Source organism: Pantoea sp. PvP021 (assembly GCF_054056055.1).
Genome location: NZ_JBSRXX010000006.1, coordinates 42,023 through 61,554, shown reverse-complemented (window position 1 = coordinate 61,554; position 19,532 = coordinate 42,023). Strand labels below are relative to the sequence as shown.

Genomic DNA, 19,532 nt, shown 5'->3' with positions numbered 1-19,532 from the left:
CTGTTGAATATGCACAGATCAGCGCGATATGGGGTGGAACAGATGGCCGATATTATCGGGGAACAGGAGAGTCAGAGCAGTCGTTACCGCCAGATCGCAGAACAGATCAAGCAGGCCATTCATGCCGGTTCGCTGGCACCTGACAGCCGTCTGCCGTCGGTGCGCACGCTGGCGACGCAGTACAATGTCAGCCTTACCACCGCCCTGAAGACACTGCGCACGCTGGAAGATGAGCGCTACGCCGTTGCCCGCCCCAAATCGGGCTTTTTTGTTGCCCCGCAGCGGCCCTCTTCCCGTCAGCTGCCCGCCGTCAGTGAACAGCCGCGCGCCATTGCGCCGCTTGATGAGCAGACAGAACTCCATCTGGCGATGCTTGGCTCAGACTGCCGGGTGCGTCTCGATCTGGCCAACGGTGACAGCGCACTCTATCCGGTCAAGCGCATCGGCCTGCTGATGCGTCAGATGGGCTACAGCAAACCGGCCCTGCTCGGGAATACGGTGAAGGGCACCGGTTATGCGCCGCTGAAAACAGAGATTGCCCGTCGGGCAGTGGGTTACGGCTGTAATATCAGCGCTGACGATATTCTGATCACCAACGGCTGCATTGAGGCGATCTCGCTGTCGCTGCGCGCCACGACCCAGCCGGGCGATGTGGTCGCCGTGGAATCACCCTGCTATTTCGTGCTGCTGCAGATGCTGCATAACCTCAATTTACGGGTGATTGAAGTGGAAGCCGGGCCGGAAGGGTATGTCGATGTCGCGAAGCTCACCGGGCTGTTTCAGCGCAAGGCAGTGCGGGTCTTTCTCACCCTGTGCAACGTCAACAATCCGCTGGGAAAAAGCATTCCCAATGAGCATAAGGCCTATATTGCGCGGCAGGCGGATGAAAACGACGTGGTGATTATTGAGGATGATATTTTTGGCGATACTGCCTTCGGTGAACGCCGCCCTTTCCCGATGCGCGCCTTCAGCCCCAACGCCATTCTCTGCAGCGGCTTCTCTAAAACCGTGGCGCCAGGCATTCGTATTGGCTGGGTTCACAGCGTCAACTACATGCGCAAAATCGCCTCACTGAAATATACCTCAACCATGGGCACCTCGGTGCTGTCGCAGGCGGCGGTGGCGGAACTGCTGCGCAGCGGCGGCTATGATGCTCATCTGCGTAAGCTGCGGCGTGAGCTGGCACGACAAATCCGTGAAATGCGTCAGTCGGTGCTGCGGGAATTTCCGGCGGGAACCCGGGTGTCCGATCCGGAAGGAGGCTATGTGCTGTGGGTTGAGATGCCCCGACAGGCGCTGAACGTGCGCGAGCTGTTTCTGAAAGCGCGCAACGCGGGCATCGGCATTGCGCCGGGCCACATTTTTGCCACCGACCAGCGCTACGATCACTGTTTCCGGCTGAATGCCGGTTTTGGCTGGAATGCAGAGGTGGAACAGGCGATTCAGCAGCTGGCACAGTGGTGCCAGCTGTCGTTAACCGATTCGCAGGATTAGCTGTCGCGCCAGGCGTTCTCAACCTCTTCCGCCAGAATCTGCACCGCCCGCTCAATGTTCTCTGCATCCGGCACGTAATTCATCCGCATACATTGATGGGTGTGCGGCCACGCCTGTTCCAGTCCCGGGAAGAAGAAGTGGCCCGGCACCATCAGCACGCCGCGCGCTTTCAGCCGCTGATAAAGCAATTCGGTGGTGATCGGCAGATCGCGGAACCAGAGCCAGAGGAAAATCGCCCCTTCCGGCTTGTGGATCAGGCAGCGGTCTTCCGGCAGATAGCGCCGCAGGATCGCAATGGTCTGCTGCACCTTCTGCTGATAGAACGGCTTAATCACCTCTTCGGAGAGCCGCAACAGATCGCCGCGACGGATCATCTCATTGGCAATGGCCGGACCGATACTGCCGGGCGCCAGACTGATGATGCCGTTCATATTGCTCAGCGCGGTGATGGTCTTCTCGTCAGCGATAATGATGCCGCAACGCGCACCCGGCAGGCCGAGCTTCGACAGACTCATGCAGAGAATGATGTTGGGGTTCCACAGCGGGCGCACCTCGCTGAAGATGATGCCGGGGAACGGCACGCCATAGGCATTGTCGATCAGCAGCGGCACGTCATGCTGCTGTGCCAGCGCATCGAGCTGCATCAGTTCATCATCGGTGATCACGTTGCCGGTGGGGTTGGTCGGGCGCGATACGCAGATCAGCCCGACCTCTTCGTTCATCGGCAGATGCTCAAAATCGACATGATATTTAAACTGACCTTCCGGCAGCAGCTCAATGTTCGGCTTCGCCGACACAAACAGCCCCTCTTCCAGGCCGGCATCCGCATAGCCCAGATACTCAGGCGCCAGCGGGAACAGCACCCGCTTTTTGCTGCCATCGGCCCGACGACCGGCGAACAGATTGAACAGATAGAAGAAGGCGCTCTGGCTGCCGTTAGTCAGCGCAATGTTCTGTGCGGTGATGGGCCAGCCAAGCTGATCGCTCAGCAGCCCGGCCAGCGACGCCAGCAGCGTCGCTTTTCCGCGCGGGCCGTCGTAATTGCACAGCGCCTCGCTGAGTTTGCCTTCCTCATGCATCTGCTGCAGCAGTTGCTGAAAGTAGTCGTTCATGGCCGGGATCTGCGCCGGATTACCGCCGCCCAGCATGATGGTGCCGGGCGTTCGCAGGCCCGCGCCCATATCTTCCATCAGACGTGAGATGCCGGAATGTTGGGTAAATTTGTCGCCGAACTGAGAAAAAGACATAGCGGTTAAATATTTGTGATAGCGAATCGGGGGTCCACCATAACGCCCGCCATGGGCGGGCGCAATGGAAAGGCGAGGGGATTACTTCAGCGCCTGCGGGTTCACGCAGTTTTTCTCGACGCTTCCGCCGAGTGCAGCGAGGAGATTTTCTACCGCATCCTGCATCATGCCGTAGCGGGTTTCATGGGTGGCAGAACCGATATGCGGCAGCGTCACCACATTGGGCAGCGACAGCAGCGGAGAGTCGGCAGAGACCGGCTCCTGCTCAAACACATCCAGCCCGGCGGCATGCAGTTTGCCCGCCTGCAACGCGGCGATCAGCGCATTCTCATCCACCACCGGCCCGCGACCGGCGTTGATCAGCACCGCATCCGGCTTCATCAGTTCAAGCTCGGCGGCACCGATCAGATGGTGCGTCTCTTCGGTCAGCGGCAAACTGATGCAGACGAAATCACTCTGCTTCAGCAGCGCCTCCCGTTCACAGCGCTGTGCGCCAAAGCGCGACTGCGCCTCTTCATGCTCGCGGCGGGCGTTGTAGAGGATTTTCATGCCGAAGCCAAAGTGGGCGCGCTGCGCCAGCGCCATCCCGATACGTCCCATGCCGAGAATACCCAGCGTTTTATGGTGCACGTCGATGCCGAACTGCGCCGGACCGATGCTCTTCTGCCAGTTGCCCGCTTTGACCCAGGCATCCAGTTCCGGCACCCGACGCGCGGTGCTCAGTACCAGCGCCATCATGGTGTCCGCCACGGTTTCGGTCAGCACGGTCGGCGTGTGCATCAGCACCACGTGACGCTGATTCAGCGCATCCACATCAAAATTGTCATAGCCTACAGAGACGCTGGAGCAGACGCGCAGATTGGGCATCTTCGCCAGCAGCTCGCCATTCACTTTACCGCCCGATCCCAGCAGACCTTCTGCCTGCTGGAACGCCGCAGCATGTTCCTGCTGGCTTTCCGGCGAGAGATCGCTGATTTCCGTCACGTCACACTGTTCAGCCAGGCGAGCATAAAGATCGTCGGGCAGTTTTTTATAGAGAATTACAGCGGGTTTCATTCGGTGGCTCCCGGTCAATAAGTAGCGGGCGGCTTGCAGGCCGCCCGGAGAAATAGAGGCTAACGTTTACGCTTTCAGGCGGGTTTCGCACCCTGCAGCGGCGGCGCTTTGTTCTGCGCCGGTTTCACAATCAGCGTCAGCCACACCGAAACCAGCAGGGCCGATCCCATAAAGATGTAGGACGCGGACGGGCTGCCGGTGGCTCCATTAAGATAGCCGACAATCCATGAACCGATAAACGACCCCAGCGCACCCATACTGTTGATCAGCGCCATTGCGCCACCGGCGACATTGCGTGGCAGCATCTCAGGAATAATGGCGAAGAACGGCCCGTAAGGCGCATACATCGCGGCACCGGCAATCACTAACAGGGTGTAGGACATCCAGAAATTGTTCGATCCCACCAGATAAGAGCCCAGGAACGCCAGCGCGCCCACCAGCAGCAGCGGCCAGACGAACAGCTTACGGTTCTGGGTTTTATCCGACGCCCAGGAGACCACCACCATCGCAATGGTCGCCGCCAGATAAGGCACTGCGGAGAGCCAGCCCGCCTCTACCATGCCCATCTGCGTGCCATTACGCAGAATCGACGGCAGCCACAGCACAAAGCCATAGACGCCGATGCTCCAGGCAAAATATTGCAGGCAGAGAATGATCACGTTGCGGTTGCGGAACGCTTCGCTGTAGTTGCGCACCGCTTTAATATTTTCCTGCTCTTTCTGCAGTTCAGCCTGCAATGCCGCTTTCTCGGCATCGCTCATCCAGCGCGCCTGCGCCGGCTTATCCTGCACCAGGAACCACCAGGCGATCGCCCAGACCACCGCCGGAATCCCTTCGAAGATAAACATCTCACGCCAGCCAAACGATTCGATCAGATAGCCTGACACGACCGACATCCACAACACCGTGACCGGATTACCCAGGATCAGGAAGGTATTGGCGCGTGAACGTTCCGACTTGGTAAACCAGTTGCTGATGTAGATCAGCATCGCGGGCATCACCGCGGCTTCCACCACGCCCAGAATAAAGCGAATGGCCGCCAGCATCGGAATGTTGCTGACCACGCCGGTCAGTGAGGCACAGCCGCCCCACAGGATCAGGCACCAGAAGATCAGTTTCTTGACGCTGCGGCGTTCGGCGTAAATTGCACCCGGGATCTGGAAAAAGAAGTAACCCAGGAAGAACAGCGCACCCAGCAGCGAGGACATACCTTTGGTGATGCCGAGATCGTCATTAATCCCGGCAGCAGAAGCGAAGCTAAAATTTGCACGATCGAGATACGCCAGGCTGTAGGTGATAAACACGATGGGCATGATGAACCACCAGCGTTTTGGCGCGATTGTCTGCTTTTTCATCGGGAACTCCTGTGACTGTAGAGGGGCGCGAACTACACGTCGCCCAGTTGCTGACGCGTCGGCAGACCTTCGCTGTCACCAATGACCTGAATCGCCATCGAACCAATTTTGTTGCCGCGACGAATCGCCTGCGGCAACGACTGACCTTCCAGCAGGGCGCTGATGACGCCAACGGCAAAGCCGTCTCCGGCGCCTACGGTATCCACCACGTTGTCGACTTTTATCGCCTCAACCTGGCCCTGCTCGCCCTGCGCCGTTTTATACCAGGCACCGTCACAACCGGTTTTAATCACGACCGCTTTCACGCCCTTATCGAGATAGAAATCCGCGATCGCTTCTGGCTGACGATAGCCGGTCAGAATCAGCCCCTCTTTTTCGCCCGGCAGTACCCAGTCGGCATACTCCGCCAGCAGATTGAGCTGCTTACGCATCTCCTCTTCGCTGCGCCACAGCACCGGCCGCAGGTTAGGATCAAACGAGATAGTTTTACCGCGCGCACGCATCTCTTTGGCGGTGTGCTTCAGCAGCTCCAGCGAACTCTCTGACAGCGCCGCCGCCACACCGCTCAGGTGCAGATGTCGCGCCGAACCAAAATAGTCCGCGTCAAAATCGTCGACCGACAGATGGCTGGCCGCCGAGCCTTTACGAAAATATTCCACCAGCGGATCAGAGCCGTCGTCGACTTTGGACTTGAGCTGAAAACCGGTGGGATAGCGCTTATCGACCGTCACCCGGGCGTGGTCGATACCCTCTTTTTCCAGCTGCTGGCAGATAAACCGGCCAAAAGCGTCATCGCCAATACGACTGACCCAGCCCACTTTCAGGCCAAGACGAGCCAGGCCGGTCGCCACATTGAGTTCAGCGCCCGCCGCGCGTTTAACAAAGGTCTCTGCTGCGGCCAGGTCGCCGGTTTCACGGGCGATGAACATCGCCATCGCTTCACCGATAGTGACAACATCAAGCGGACCGTTGTGATGCATAGTGTGATGCGTGGTCATCTTCACTCCTTACACGTTACGCAGCAGCGACACGTAGTGGCGTGTCACCGCAGTCAGATCGTCGCCTTCCAGCGGAAATTCAATACCGCGCGGTGCCTGTGCGGGCAACTGTTGCAGCAGTGTGCGCCAGTGGTCATCAGCCTCATCCAGCGCAATCGCGCGGTAGCTATCCTGGTGCGCCACGGCGGCTTTGACATGCACATAGCCCACCTGCGCAGCCAGCTGTTGCGCCGCCTGATCGGCATCCTCACCGGTCCAGCACCAGTTACCCATATCAAAGGTCATGCTGATCGGCAGATCCGCTTCCCTGACCGCCGTGAAAAAGGCAACTGACGGAGCCAGTCGGCCATGCTCAGTCTGGTCGTTTTCTACCGTCAGCTGAAATGGCAGATCCGCCAGCAGCGCCTGCAACGCTTCGCAAGGCAGCGCACCGGTGAACTCTCCCAGCGCCACTTTCAGCCGCTGAGCGTTTAACTGGTGTGCTTCTTCAACGTAGTGGGTTATACGGGGATTGATTTCGCCGCCGTCACAAAACAGCGTATCGGGCACCGAATAGCTGCTGTGCAGCTGATGCTGCGCCACCGCCCGGGCCAGTGCCGGCAGATCGGCCAGCGCCGCGTCATCAAGCAGTTCGCGGCGGATTTCGACCCCGTCTGCGCCCGCCTGCTGGATAATCGGCAGCAGCGCACGCTGACCGCCGAGAGCGGCGATCTGTGAGTGGCCATATGCGGCGGTCACCACGATGATGTCAGGTTTCATGTTCTACTCCATGGCAGGGTTCTGCCCATAACGAATACAAAAACCCTAAATGGAACCGGTTCCAAAGCAAAGCAGCAAACTGTGAAATTATGATCGTGCTCACGAAGCGAGCACGTAAACGGAAGGTTAAATCTGAAATTCAGTTAAGAGGCTGGCTGGAGCCGCGAACGATAAGTTCGCCAGAAAAGACCTGCTCGGCAACCGGCAATCCGCTGCCTTCGATGCGCGTAATCAGTCGTTCCAGCGCACTGTAGCCAATCTGCCAGGTGGGCTGTTTCAGCGTGGTGATACCGACACCGGCCAGCGCCGCCCACTCCAGTTCGTCAAAACCGAGCAGGCCGATATCGCGGCCCCAGTGCAGATTGAGTCGCTGTAGCGATCGCGCTACCTGCAGGGTCAGCGCCCCGTTGGCAACCATCACTGCGCAACGTTTACCGGTGTGACGCTGATTAAAGGCCAGCAGCGCCTGATCCAGCGCGGCGGGCTGATGCAGCGCCACTTCCGTATTCTCATGCTCAACCTGCGGATGCTCTGCCAGTAGCTGGCGGAAGGCCTGCAGGCGCTCACGGCGCGTGTTGACGCTGCCCAGCGGCTCGCTAAGAAACAGCAGCGCATCATAGCCATTGTCGACCAGATGCCGCGTTGCCGTTTCAGCTGCCTCGGCGTTATTCAGGCCCACCACATCGCAGGGAAAATCGGGGATTTTACGGTCAATCAGCACCATCGGCAGCAGGGATTGTTGCAGATGGTTCAGCACCTCTTCGCGCATCCCGACGGCGTTAACCACAATGCCCTCAACCTGATAGCTGCTCAGCAATTGCAGATAGTGCTGCTCCAGATCCACTTCGTTATTGGTATTACACATCAGCAGCGTGAAGCCCTGCTCGCGGCAGGCGGCTTCAATACCGCTCATGACATCAACAGAATAGGGATTGGTGATATCGGCGATAATCAGCCCGATCAGGCGGGTACGTCCGCGCTTCAGGCCACGCGCCATCTGACTCGGGCGATAGCTGAGATCAGCAATAGCCTGTTCGATCCGCGCTTTCAGACCGGCAGAGAGCAGATGCAGTTCACCATTGAGATAGCGTGAAACGCTGGTTTTACCGGTTCGTGCCGCGTGAGCAACATCGCTGATGGTGGCGCGAGGCGGCCTGATTTTCATGAGATATCCTGCGTAATAAGAAACCCGGCAGAGACTAGCACAAGCAAAGCCCGGCGCAAAAAAGCGCTACGCAGGTAATTGCAGCCAGGGTTGCCACAGGGTCTGTAACGTTTCCGACGGTGCGCCATCAATCAGCCGGATGACCATTTCAGCCACCTGTTCACCGGCCTGATGGCTTTAAGAGACATAGGAAGGCGTCCATTGATCAATTTTTGATCAGGCTACCATAAAGCCTCTGCTGGCTCTATTCGCAGAAACATTACAGATACTTTTAACGCGATGCTTTACAGAAAAAAGGCGCCCCCGGGCGGGGGCGACCGCGTTTATCCCAGCGGGCTGAGCGTGATCTCAACACGACGATTTTGCGCTTTGCCTGCTTCGGTGCTGTTGCTGGCAACCGGGTTATCCGGGCCTGCACCTTGGGTGCGCAGGCGATCGCTGGCAACACCCTGCACGATCAACGCGCTGGCGACGCTTTCAGCACGCTGCTGTGACAGACGCATGTTCAGCGCGCGGGTGCCGGTGCTGTCGGTATAACCCACTACGTTTACCGCGGTTTTCGGATACTCTTTCAGCACCATTGAAACACCTGTCAGGGTGTTCGCGCCGGCAGGTTTCAGATTGCTGCTGCTGGAGTCGAAGGTGACATTGTTTGGCATATTCAGGACGATGTTATCGCCATTACGGGTCACGCTGACGCCCGTTCCGCGCATCTTGTCGCGCAGTTTCGCTTCCTGCACATCCATGTAGTAACCCACGCCACCGCCCAGTGCGGCTCCGCCAGCAGCACCAATCAGCGCACCTTTACGGCGATCTTTCTTCGACGAGGAGAGTACACCGACACCGGCACCCACTAACGCACCCAGGCCTGCGCCCACACCTGACTTACCCGCCTGAGATTCGCCGGTGTAAGGATTGGTGGTACAACCTGGCAGGGCCAGACTGCCGCTTAATAACAAGGTGATGGCGATTAATTTCTTCTGCATTTTTGTTCCCTTACATTCGACACACAGGGGAAAACCTTTCCCATAAGTGGCACGATTATGCCGCCTGGTGGCCGGGAATGTAGTGAGGAAAAATCCTGATTTAGCGGGAATTACGCCTTTTGGTTGTCAGGATGGAAAAAACAGTTGCTCTGATGATCGTTTATCAGCCCGCAGGCCTGCATAAAGGAGTAGCAGATTGTGGGGCCGATGAATTTGAAACCACGCTGCTTTAGCGCCTTCGAGAGCGCAATGGCCTGCTCTGAGGTGGTGGGAGCCTGACTATAGTCAGGATAATGGTGGACGATTTGCACGTTATCGACAAATTGCCAGACGAAGTGGCTGAAATCCTCGCCTTGCGCTTCCATCTGGAGATAAGCACGGGCGTTGGCGATAATCGCCGCGATTTTTCCGGCGTGGCGGATAATGCCGCTGTTGAGCATCAGCGTGTCGATCTCTGCCGCATCCATCAACGCTATGGCCTGCGGATCAAACTGGTGAAACGCCGCCCGATAGTTTTCGCGCTTTTTCAGCACGGTAATCCAGGATAACCCCGCCTGCTGTCCTTCCAGACAGAGCATCTCAAACAGCGCACGCTTGTCTCTCTGTGCCACACCCCACTCCCTGTCGTGATAAGCCAGATAGAGGGGATCCTGCGTTACCCAACCACATCGTTGCATCGCTTTGTTCCTTTATAACAAGAATATTTTAGCGGTCCGCTTGATCTTAGAATTAATCGGTTGATAGTTAAACGATCACCGGTTAAATAACAGAGACGGGCCGAAATTTAATTTAAACGCCGGATAATAACTTCAGCCTTGCCTGGAGAAGCGATGTTGCCGAGAAGCGGTTGGAAAGGTCTGCGGATCTGCTGTGCTGTATGGCTGTTAATCTTAACGCAACCGACTTTTGCGCGCGGCGGCATCTCTGCGCCTCAACATCCCGACTTTCTGCCCGACTACGATACGATTCTGGCGGAGAAGATCGCCCTGACGCCACTCGCCTTCAGCGATGAGAGCCGCGCCCTGTTTGAAGCCGCCATCAACTCTCCCACCGCGTCACCCATCGCCGTCCACAGTGAAACCGGCAGCGTAGGCACCACCCCGCTGGGAAAACGCTATCGGGCTGGGGTTGACCTGCCCATTGCCCCGTCATTTACCACCGGGCCGGTGGCGCAGTATGCCGTTGATCCGCAGCAGATGAACTGTCTGCAATGTGACTACAGCGATCAACAGAGTCGTGAGCAGAGCGCCAGCGTCGGCTGGCGCATCGATTCACAGCAGGGATGGATATCGCCCTGGGCGCAGCTGAGTTATCACTATCTGCTGGCAGACACGCCGCAGAATTCCCGGCGTGAGGCGACGAACGGCACTGATCAGTCCGAAGGCATCGATCTGAGCATCGGTGCACAAGTGCCTCTGAACGATAATCTGGCGGCTTTCGCCGCGTTTTCACAAAGCGAAGCGCTGAATAACCAGGAGCAGCAACTTTATACCTTTGGCTTCAGCGCCAGCTTCTGACCGGGGCATGAAAAGAGAAAGGGAATCGGGCGTTTAAAATATAATGAGTCCGCTAATCATTATACTGGTAACACTATGCGCAACGATTTGACAATTATTGGCCGTGAAATGACGGTCTTCATACTGGCAGCACTCTTTCTCGCTCTGATGATATTGCCCATCTATATTGATGTGGCCTGGATGAATGATGCGCTGCACGAAACCTCTTTTACTGAAACCACCCAGGAAATCATGCTGGCGGTGATTGCCGCCCTGTTCTTTATTGCGGCCCAGCGCCGTCCGGCTCAGCGCGGCGCGCTGACCTTAGTGGCGGGCTTCTATAGCTGTATGCTGATCCGTGAGCTCGACTTTGTGTTTGATGCCATCCAGCATGGCAGCTGGATCTGGTTCGCCCTGGCGGTGACGGCCGGTTGTCTGGCCGTCGCGCTGCGGACGCCGAAAAAAACCCTGCATGCGCTGGCCAGGCTGCTGCAGCACCGCAGCTGGCCGGTGATGGCCTCCGGCTTTTTAGTGGTGCTGGTCTTCTCACGACTGTTTGGTATTCATGCGTTGTGGCAGCACCTGATGCTGGGGGATTACAACCGCGTGGTGAAAAACATGGCCGAAGAGGGCACCGAACTGCTGGGTTACGGCCTGTGCTGGCTGGCCTCGGTTCGCTATCTATGGCAGACCCGTCCGGCCGCCGCGGCCGTCAGCGTGCACGCCACCGAATCTGCACCGGCCCGTCACGCCACTTCTCCGGTCACTTCGCACTGATCCGCACTCTTGCTTTTTAAGCGATCCGCATCATTAAAAAAGGTACAATAAACACTTCTGCGTCGGCGACGGGTTCCCGGCGCAAGGTGTTCGTTAACCTCAGGTCTTTTCATGTCAGCTAAAATCTTAACTTCAACGCTCATTGGCCTGGATGCCTTCCGACAGGATCCGCTGACTGCCCTGCAGCAGGCGGAAAAGGGCACGCTGGCGGTGTTAGATAATTATGCGCCGGTGATGTACGCCATCACACCTAAGCGTCTGGCTGAGCTGCTGGCGCTGGAAGCCGCCGCCCGGCAGCCTAATGATGTGGCGCTGGATGACAGCCTGTATGACGATTCCCCCGCCGCGATCCATACGCCGGCAGGTAAGTTCGCCATGTATCAGGGCTGGCAGCCGGATGCCGACTTTACGCGCCAGGCCGCGATCTGGGGTGTGTCGCTGGGCGAACCGGTGACCCCCAGCGAGCTGGCGGCCTTTGTGGCTTACTGGCAGGCGGAAGGCCGGATGTTCCATCATGTACAGTGGCAACAGAAACTGGCACGCAGCATTCAGATGAACCGTGCCGCAAACGGCGGGCAACCGAAGCGTGATATCACGCAGTTGCCCGATCCTGACCGTACCATTCCCGATGGTTTCCGAGGTGAATGATGAAAACGCCAAACGATCTCTTTAACCGTCTGAAAAAAATGATGCCCGCAGGCACCCATCCTAAATTTGCCAATGGCGAAGAGCTGCTGGCGTGGAATCAGGAGCAGGGTCGCCTGCGATCAGAGGCGATTGTGCGTGAGAATCGCGCAATGAAAATGCAGCGCGTAATGGGCCGTTCCGGCATTCGCGAGCTGCATATGAACTGCTCATTTGATAATTACCGGGTAGAGAATGAGGGACAGCGCAAGGCGCTGGAACTGGCGCGTCAGTATGCCGCTGAATTTGATGGCAGCATCGCCAGTTTTGTCTTTTCAGGCCGTCCCGGCACCGGTAAAAACCATCTGGCCGCCGCGATTGGCAACGACCTGATCCTGCGCGGTAAAAGCGTGCTGATCGTGACGGTTGCCGATCTGATGTCGAGCATGAAGGGCACCTTCAGCGGCAGCAGCGGCATTACCGAAGAGCGGCTGATTCAGGATCTCAGCAGTGTTGATCTGCTGGTGATTGATGAGATCGGTATGCAGAGTGAATCGCGCTACGAAAAAGTGATTATTAACCAGATTGTCGATCGCCGATCCTCCTCGAAACGCCCGACCGGCATGTTATCTAACCTCGACCATGCGGGCATGAATACGCTGCTGGGCGAACGTGTCATGGACCGTATGCGCCTTGGCAACAGCCTGTGGGTGCGCTTCGACTGGGAAAGCTATCGCAGTCGGGTACGCGGCGACGAATATTAAACAGTGACCCGGCAGCGCCGGGTCACTGCGCTCATCGGGCCTGAAGCCCCTCGTCATAACGACGAGCTATACCGCCTTTGCCTTTCCGCCCATGCCCGGCGCAGCCGGACGCGCTGAGTCAGGATCATTCCGACGTCCGGCCACTGGTGCAGCAGAAAACCCAGCATTAATCCCACGATCTGATCGCGGTCACGATCTTAGCCACAGGCGATCGGGTTGTGTGAAACCGCCCGCAAAAGTGTGGGATGTGGAATACGTATGGGCTGATACACTCAATTCTTACTCCTCTGTTGAGTGAACCCGTAATGAAAACGAACGGCAAAGGCCCGGCACTACTGCGACTGAATAACCAGAAACGGGTGATGACTCAGCTGCGTAAGCTGCGCGTGACGTCGCGTCAGGATCTGGCGGAGACGCTGACACTCAGCAAAAATACCGTCTCATTAATCATTGATGACCTGCTGGAGCAGGGCCTCATAGAGGAGCTGGGGCCGGTCAGCGTCGCTTCCGCCGGACGGCCTAAAATCGGGATTACCCTGCGACCGGAAAAACTCAAGAGCGCAGGCATCATGGTGGAACGCAACGTCATCCACTGGCGGGTCTGCGACTATTTTTCACAGGTGCTGGCTGAAAAGACGCTGCGCACCGATACCAGTAACCCGACCCGACTGCTGGCTGAGCTGGCGATGCTGTGCCGGGAACTGATGAAAAGCTATCCTGATTTGCTCGGCATTGGCCTGGGTTTTCCCGGTATCGTCGATCCCCGGCGCGGCTGGATGCATATTTCATTGCCCCTCGAATGGCAGGATGTTGACCTGCTGGGCGCGCTGAGTAAGCACGTCAGTCTCCCCATCCGCATTATGAATAATGTCAAAGCCGCTGCGCTGCTGGCGGTACAGCTGCGTGGATTATCAGTGGAGAGCGGTCACTTTTATCTGCGTATTTCCGAGGGAATTGGCGGCGCACTGGTACAGCATGGTGAAGTCTTTACCGGGCACAGCTGGACGGCGGGCGAGGCGGGACATCTGGTTGTCCAGCCCGACGGCCCGCGTTGCAGTTGCGGCCGCCGCGGTTGCCTGGAAGCGCTGGTCAGCCAGCCTGCGGTTAAACAGCAGCTGGCGCAGCGTCAGCCTGGCCTGAGCTGGCAGAACCGCGACAGCGCGCCACGGGTGGTGGATGAGGTGATGGCGCAGGCGGGTGGCTATCTGGGTGCGGCGCTGAGTCAGATTATGCTGCTGCTCAATCCCGCCACCATCATCATTGATTGTCCGTGGAACGCCAGTGAAGTCTTCTGCAAGGCGGTGCGCACTACCGCACACGGCAACGCGCTGGCCTTTACCGCCGCACATACCCTGCTGCACTTTCCTGAGCAACGGATCGATCCGGCCAACGGGCTGGCGCTGGCGGTGCTGGAGCAGAGTGAGCAGCGGATGATCTAGTGGCTCAAGCCGCCCTGATTCATCCGGTATCCATCCACCTCAGACTGAACGCTTCCTGCTACAACACATTCTCCCCAAAATGCTGGCGATACTCTTTTGGCGTGGTGTCGTAGCTTTTGCGGAAGACCGAGTAGAAATACTGCAACGAAGGATAGCCGCACATCTGCGAGATCTCGTTGATGTTGAGCGATGAAGAGGCCAGCAGTTCGCGCGCTTTTTCCAGTTTTTCACGGTGGATCATCGCATGGAGGGTGTCGCCGGTCTCATCCCGAAAGCGTTTTTCCAGATTAGAGCGCGATAGCCCGACTGCATCCAGCACCTGCTCCACTTTGATCCCCTTACAGGCGTTGAAGCGGATGTAGTGCATCGCCTGAATCACCGCCGGATCGCGCAGCGAGCGGAAGTCGGTAGAGCGCCGGGCGATGACTTTCACCGGCGGCACCAGGATACGCTGAAGCGGTAAGGGCTGCTTATCCAGTAGCCGATGCAGCAGTTTGGCCGCCTGATAGCCCATCTGTCGCGAGCCCTGCGCCACGGACGAGAGCGCCACGCGTGACAGATAGCGGGTCAGCTCCTCATTATCAATCCCGATCACCGTAAGCTTCTCCGGCACCGGTATTTTCAGGTGTTCGCACGCTTGCAGCAGGTGTCGCGCCCGTGAATCCGTGACGGCGATAATGCCGGTTTGCGGCGGCAGCGTCTGCAGCCAGTCGGCGAGACGGTTCTGGGCGTGCTGCCAGTTTTCCGGCGCGGTTTCCATGCCCTGGTAGACCACGCCCTGATAGCGCTCACGTCCCACCAGCTGGCGAAACGCCTGTTCACGCTCCTGTGCCCAGCGCTTGCCGCTGGAGGCCGGTAAACCATAAAAGGCAAAGCGATTAATGCCCTTCTCTTTCAGATGCAGAAAGGCTTTCTCCACCAGCGCGGCGTTGTCAGTCGCGATGTAGTGCACCGGCGGATAATCCTCCTGCCGATGATAAGAGCCGCCAACGCCGACAATCGGCACGGAAACATTCGACAGCAGGGTTTCGATAGAGCGATCGTCGTAATCGGCGATCACCCCATCGCCCAGCCACTCCCGGATGTTGTCGATGCGGCAGCGGAAATCTTCTTCGATGAAGATATCCCAGTCAGTCTGCGACGCCTGCAGATACTCACCGACGCCCTCCACAACCTGACGGTCATACACTTTGTTGGCGTTAAACAGCAGGGTAATGCGATAGCGTTTCTCATGCATGATGGCGCGTTCCCTTAAATCCTCAGCGCATTGCATAACACGGCTGAAAGGGGCAAAAAAATTGTTTGCGCCACAATGTGATCGCCCGCGCGATTACACCCGACGCCGCGTTGCCGTATCCATCCACACCGCCAGCAGCAGAATCGCGCCTTTAACGATGTACTGCCAGAAAGTCGGCACATCCATCATGCTCATGCCGTTATCCAGCGAGGCCATAATAAACGCCCCCATTACCGCGCCCGCAACCGAACCTACGCCACCCGCCAGGCTGGTGCCGCCGATCACACAGGCGGCGATAGCGTCGAGTTCCGCAATGTTACCCGCCGACGGCGAGCCTGCGCCCAGTCGTGAACTGAGGATCAGCCCGGCAATCGCCACCATCACACCGTTGATGGCAAACACCGCCAGCTTTGTACGCGCCACGTTAATGCCAGACAGGCGCGCAGCATCAATGTTGCCGCCGATGGCGTAGATACGACGGCCAAACGCGGTGCGGGTTGCCATAAACATGCCCGCCAGCAACAGCACGGCCAGCAGTAACACCGGGGTCGGCACGCCGCGATAGTCGTTGAGCAACCAGATGGCACCCAGCACTAAGATGGCGGTGATCGCCTGACGTCCGATGGTGCCGCTGGCTGCGCCCTGCGCCAGTCCGAGCTGCTGACGACGCAGCCGCAGCCGCCACTGCCACAACATAAACAACGCCAGACCGGCAAAGCCAAAGCCGAAACCGACGCCGCCCGGCAGATAACTCTGACCAATCTGCGACATGCCTGGCGTGATCGGCGCAACCGTAGTGCCATCGGTAATCCCGACCAGAACACCGCGGAAAGCCAGCATCCCCGCCAGCGTCACAATAAACGAAGGCACTTTACGGTAGGCCACCCACCAGCCATTCCACGTGCCAAGCAGTAATCCCATCACCAGCGTCACCACAATGGTCAGCGGCAGCGGCCAGCCGAGCCAGACGTCAAATATCGCCGCCGCGCCACCCAGCAGGCCCATCATGGAACCTACTGACAGGTCGATCTCCGCCGAGATAATCACGAACACCATACCCACGGCCAGAATGCCGGTGATGGCGGTCTGACGCAGCAGGTTGGAGACGTTACGCGCGCTGAGCCACGCGCCGTCTGTGGTCCAGGTAAAGAACAATGCAATCAGCACAATTGCGCCCAGCATCACCAGAACCTGCAGATTAGGCAGTGTGAACCTGCCCGGTGACGGTTTGCCCGGCGTGCCGGAGAGGCGGCTTTGGGTACTTTCACTTTTAAGCATAATGTTCACTCCGCAGGGCAGCTTCCATCACCTGCTCCTGAGTCAGGTTATCGTTAATCAAATCGGCTTTGATCTGCCCTTCATGCATCACCAGCACCCGATCGCTCAGGCCCAGCACTTCCGGAAGCTCAGAGGAAATCACAATCACCGCGATACCCTGCTGAACCAGCGCATTGATCAGCAGGTAGATCTCCTGACGTGCGCCCACATCAATGCCGCGCGTCGGTTCATCGAGGATTAGGATTTTTGGATTGAGCAGCAGACATTTCGCCAGAATCGCTTTCTGCTGGTTGCCGCCGCTTAAACGGCCAATCGGCAGTTCTGATGAGGAGGTTTTCACCCGCAGCCGACCGATCGCGTCATTGATCGCCTGCTGCTCCTGCGCTTCATCCAGCGTTGAGAGTCGGTGGCTGAACTGGTCCAGCGCCGCCAGGGTAATATTTTTGCCCACCGCCATCAGCGGCACGATGCCATCTTTTTTACGATCTTCCGGCACCATCGCGATGCCGTGCGCAATGGCGGCGCGGCAATCGGTGATGTTGACCTGTTTGCCATTGATCCAGATATCGCCCTGCCAGCGCCCCGGCCAGACGCCAAACAGACATTGGACTGTCTCAGTCCTGCCCGCGCCCACCAGCCCGGCGATGCCGAGGATTTCACCGCGTCTGAGCGAGAACGAGACATTGTTAACGCGGCGGATGTGGCGGTTAACCGGATGCCAGGCGGTGAGGTTTTCAACTTTCAGTATCACGTCGCCAATCTGATGCGGCGCGTGGGGATAGAGCGCGGTCAGCTCGCGTCCCACCATCATGGTGATGATGTCATCTTCGCTCAGGCCCGCTGCCGGACGGGTAGCAATATGCTGGCCGTCACGAATCACGCAGATGGTATCGGAGATCGCCTTAACCTCATTCAGCTTGTGCGAGATGTAGATGCAGGCAATGCCGTGTTCACGCAGATTGCGGATGATGCCGAGCAGCACGTCCGTTTCCTGCTCCGTCAGGGAAGAGGTCGGCTCATCCAGAATCAGCAGCCGGACCTGTTTGTTAAGGGCGCGGGCAATCTCCACCAGTTGCTGCTGCCCAAGGCCTAACTCACCGACCCGGGTGGCGGGAGAAACGTTCAGCCCGACCCGCGCCAGCAGTTGCTGGCAGCGCAGGGTCATGGTTTCATCATCCACCATGCCGAAACGGCTCAGTTCGGCACCGAGGAAAATGTTCTCCATCACCGTCAGTTGCCGCACCAGCGCCAGCTCCTGATGAATAATCACAATGCCTTTACGCTCGGTATCGCGAATGGTCTGCGCCTGAATGTCGTCGCCAGAGAAGTGAATCTGCCCTTCAAAATCGCCGTGCGGATAGAGTCCGCACAGGATTTTCATCAGCGTCGATTTGCCTGATCCATTCTCACCACACAGCGACATCACTTCGCCCGCCTCAAGTTGCAGGCTGACATCATTCAGCGCCTTCACGGCACCGAAACGCTTGGTGATATTTTTCATTTCCAGCAGCATCGACTGTTCTCCCTCACGCTATGCGCAGTCAGAGTTCGCTCTGTTTGTGGAAACCGTCTTTCACCACGGTGCTTTCAATATTGTCTTTGTTGACCGGAATCGGCTTCAGCAGCCGTGACGGAACCTCTTTCAGACCATTGTTCAGCGTGCTGTTGCTGGCAGGTGTTTTGCCCTCACCCAGTTCGACGGCAATTTTCGCCGCTTCGGTGGCGAGCTCAGTGATCGGTTTGTAAACCGTCATGGTCTGGGTGCCCGCTTTGATACGCTTAATGGCTGCCAGATCGGCATCCTGACCGGAGATCGCCACTTTTCCTGCCAGCCCCTGCGCGCTCAGCGCCTGAATCGCGCCGCCTGCGGTGGCATCGTTAGAGGCCACCACCGCATCGATATGGTTGCCGTTGGCGGTCAGGGCATTTTCCATAATTTTCAGGGCATTTTCTGGCAGCCAGGCATCGACCCACTGGTCACCAACAATTTTAATGCTGCCGTTATCAATATAGGGTTTTAACACCTTCATCTGTCCGGCACGGAACAGGCGTGCGTTATTATCCACAGGCGATCCGCCCATTAAAAAATAGTTGCCCTTAGGCACCTGTTTCACAATGCTCTCGGCCTGAAGCTCGCCCACTTTTTCATTATCGAAAGAGATATAAAAGTCGATATCGGCATTATTTATCATTCGGTCATACGCCAGCACTTTAATGCCTTCCCGTTTCGCTTCAGCGACAACATTACTCAATACCTGACCGTTGTAGGGAATAATCACCAGCACATCGACACCGCGATTGATCATATTTTCAATCTGCGACATCTGTGTCTCTTCGTTGCCGTTGGCTGACTGAACAAACACCTTCGCGCCCAGCGTCTCAGCCTGTTTTACGAAAATATCGCGGTCTTTCTGCCAGCGTTCGAGTCGCAAATCGTCAATCGCCATGCCGATCTTCACTTCTTTTGCCACGCTGGTCTGGCTGAACAGCGCCAGCGCCGCACAGGCGGCGAGCAGTGCATGTTTCATCTTCATTGTGATCATCCTGTAGGTTGAGGCTATTGTCGTTTCAGGCCTATAAACCAGGCGGATGAATTGTTGCCCTTATTTTCCTGTTACAGCAATTACTGATTTTTATCCGGCTATTACGTTTTTTGGTTTATTTCATTTTTTATGAGCGCGATCGAGGTTTCATCTTTTTCGGACAAGAGAGCGATAATGATAAACCACCCCGTAAATAACATTATTTTGCGAGCCAGCGCACAAATAATAATTATCTGACACCCGTAGTGAAATATCGTAATTGTGATGAGACAGCAGCCAATATCAAATATTGCTTCAACGCAGGCCATTCGGGT

Annotated in this window: 18 protein-coding genes; 6 read left to right on the top strand and 12 right to left on the bottom strand. The window is 57.3% G+C overall.

Annotated features, from left to right (window positions below):
* The first annotated feature begins 42 nt into the window (after window positions 1–42).
* A complete protein-coding gene (locus ACVKSX_RS16265) occupies window positions 43–1,494 on the top strand; it encodes an aminotransferase-like domain-containing protein (protein WP_010671605.1) in 1,452 nt (483 codons plus the stop codon).
* On the opposite strand, the gene ACVKSX_RS16260 is transcribed toward ACVKSX_RS16265, so the two are convergent.
* The 8 genes from ACVKSX_RS16260 to ACVKSX_RS16225 all read right to left on the bottom strand — a co-directional run bounded on the left by ACVKSX_RS16260 (window position 1,491) and on the right by ACVKSX_RS16225 (window position 9,737).
* The gene (locus ACVKSX_RS16260; RefSeq protein WP_010671604.1) at window positions 1,491–2,741 is read right to left on the bottom strand and encodes a valine--pyruvate transaminase; all 1,251 of its coding nucleotides are present in this window, start codon (window positions 2,739–2,741) and stop codon (window positions 1,491–1,493) included. The two genes, ACVKSX_RS16265 and ACVKSX_RS16260, sit on opposite strands and share 4 nt — an antisense overlap.
* 81 nt (window positions 2,742–2,822) lie before the next feature.
* Window positions 2,823–3,797, bottom strand: a complete 975-nt coding sequence (gene ghrB, locus ACVKSX_RS16255) for a glyoxylate/hydroxypyruvate reductase GhrB (protein ID WP_010671603.1) — start codon at window positions 3,795–3,797, stop codon at window positions 2,823–2,825.
* Window positions 3,798–3,871: 74 nt separating this feature from the next.
* The gene (locus ACVKSX_RS16250; protein ID WP_010258909.1) at window positions 3,872–5,152 is read right to left on the bottom strand and encodes an MFS transporter; all 1,281 of its coding nucleotides are present in this window, start codon (window positions 5,150–5,152) and stop codon (window positions 3,872–3,874) included.
* 32 nt (window positions 5,153–5,184) lie between these two features.
* Window positions 5,185–6,150, bottom strand: coding sequence for a sugar kinase (locus tag ACVKSX_RS16245; RefSeq protein ID WP_010671602.1), 966 nt, complete (start codon window positions 6,148–6,150; stop codon window positions 5,185–5,187).
* Window positions 6,151–6,159: 9 nt separating this feature from the next.
* A complete protein-coding gene (locus tag ACVKSX_RS16240) occupies window positions 6,160–6,909 on the bottom strand; it encodes a hypothetical protein (protein ID WP_010671601.1) in 750 nt (249 codons plus the stop codon).
* A 139-nt stretch (window positions 6,910–7,048) separates the two neighbouring features.
* Window positions 7,049–8,074, bottom strand: coding sequence for a LacI family DNA-binding transcriptional regulator (locus tag ACVKSX_RS16235; protein ID WP_163762556.1), 1,026 nt, complete (start codon window positions 8,072–8,074; stop codon window positions 7,049–7,051).
* Window positions 8,075–8,397: 323 nt separating this feature from the next.
* The gene (locus tag ACVKSX_RS16230) at window positions 8,398–9,060 is read right to left on the bottom strand and encodes an OmpA family lipoprotein (protein ID WP_010258904.1); all 663 of its coding nucleotides are present in this window, start codon (window positions 9,058–9,060) and stop codon (window positions 8,398–8,400) included.
* 110 nt (window positions 9,061–9,170) lie between these two features.
* Window positions 9,171–9,737 (bottom strand): DNA-3-methyladenine glycosylase I, encoded by a 567-nt coding sequence (locus tag ACVKSX_RS16225; protein ID WP_187507112.1) that lies wholly within the window; start codon window positions 9,735–9,737, stop codon window positions 9,171–9,173.
* A gap of 153 nt (window positions 9,738–9,890) precedes the next feature.
* Here ACVKSX_RS16225 and ACVKSX_RS16220 point away from each other — a divergent pair, with 153 nt between their 5' ends.
* The 5 genes from ACVKSX_RS16220 (at window position 9,891) to ACVKSX_RS16200 (ending at window position 14,160) form a co-directional block, all read left to right on the top strand.
* Window positions 9,891–10,577: an autotransporter gene (locus ACVKSX_RS16220; protein WP_052270967.1), complete on the top strand. Its 687-nt coding sequence runs from the start codon at window positions 9,891–9,893 to the stop codon at window positions 10,575–10,577.
* Between the two features lie 75 nt (window positions 10,578–10,652).
* Complete coding sequence (locus ACVKSX_RS16215; RefSeq protein ID WP_010671597.1) at window positions 10,653–11,333, top strand: hypothetical protein; 681 nt, start codon at window positions 10,653–10,655, stop codon at window positions 11,331–11,333.
* 111 nt (window positions 11,334–11,444) lie between these two features.
* Window positions 11,445–11,981 (top strand): primosomal protein DnaT, encoded by a 537-nt coding sequence (dnaT, locus tag ACVKSX_RS16210; protein WP_010258900.1) that lies wholly within the window; start codon window positions 11,445–11,447, stop codon window positions 11,979–11,981.
* Window positions 11,981–12,721 carry a DNA replication protein DnaC gene (gene dnaC / locus ACVKSX_RS16205; protein WP_354439236.1) on the top strand — a complete coding sequence of 247 codons (741 nt, stop codon included), beginning with the start codon at window positions 11,981–11,983 and terminating at the stop codon, window positions 12,719–12,721. The genes dnaT and dnaC overlap by 1 nt, the downstream gene beginning before the upstream one ends.
* Window positions 12,722–13,026: 305 nt before the next feature.
* Window positions 13,027–14,160 carry an ROK family protein gene (locus ACVKSX_RS16200; protein WP_010672193.1) on the top strand — a complete coding sequence of 378 codons (1,134 nt, stop codon included), beginning with the start codon at window positions 13,027–13,029 and terminating at the stop codon, window positions 14,158–14,160.
* Window positions 14,161–14,218: 58 nt separating this feature from the next.
* On the opposite strand, the gene xylR is transcribed toward ACVKSX_RS16200, so the two are convergent.
* The 4 genes from xylR to xylF all read right to left on the bottom strand — a co-directional run bounded on the left by xylR (window position 14,219) and on the right by xylF (window position 19,209).
* The gene (gene xylR / locus ACVKSX_RS16195) at window positions 14,219–15,397 is read right to left on the bottom strand and encodes a D-xylose utilization transcriptional activator XylR (protein WP_010258893.1); all 1,179 of its coding nucleotides are present in this window, start codon (window positions 15,395–15,397) and stop codon (window positions 14,219–14,221) included.
* A gap of 93 nt (window positions 15,398–15,490) precedes the next feature.
* Window positions 15,491–16,675, bottom strand: coding sequence for a xylose ABC transporter permease XylH (gene xylH, locus ACVKSX_RS16190; protein WP_033773189.1), 1,185 nt, complete (start codon window positions 16,673–16,675; stop codon window positions 15,491–15,493).
* Window positions 16,668–18,188, bottom strand: a complete 1,521-nt coding sequence (locus ACVKSX_RS16185; RefSeq protein ID WP_010258889.1) for a xylose ABC transporter ATP-binding protein — start codon at window positions 18,186–18,188, stop codon at window positions 16,668–16,670. The genes xylH and ACVKSX_RS16185 overlap by 8 nt, the downstream gene beginning before the upstream one ends.
* Window positions 18,189–18,216: 28 nt before the next feature.
* A complete protein-coding gene (gene xylF, locus ACVKSX_RS16180) occupies window positions 18,217–19,209 on the bottom strand; it encodes a D-xylose ABC transporter substrate-binding protein (protein ID WP_010258888.1) in 993 nt (330 codons plus the stop codon).
* Between the last annotated feature and the right edge of the window lie 323 nt (window positions 19,210–19,532).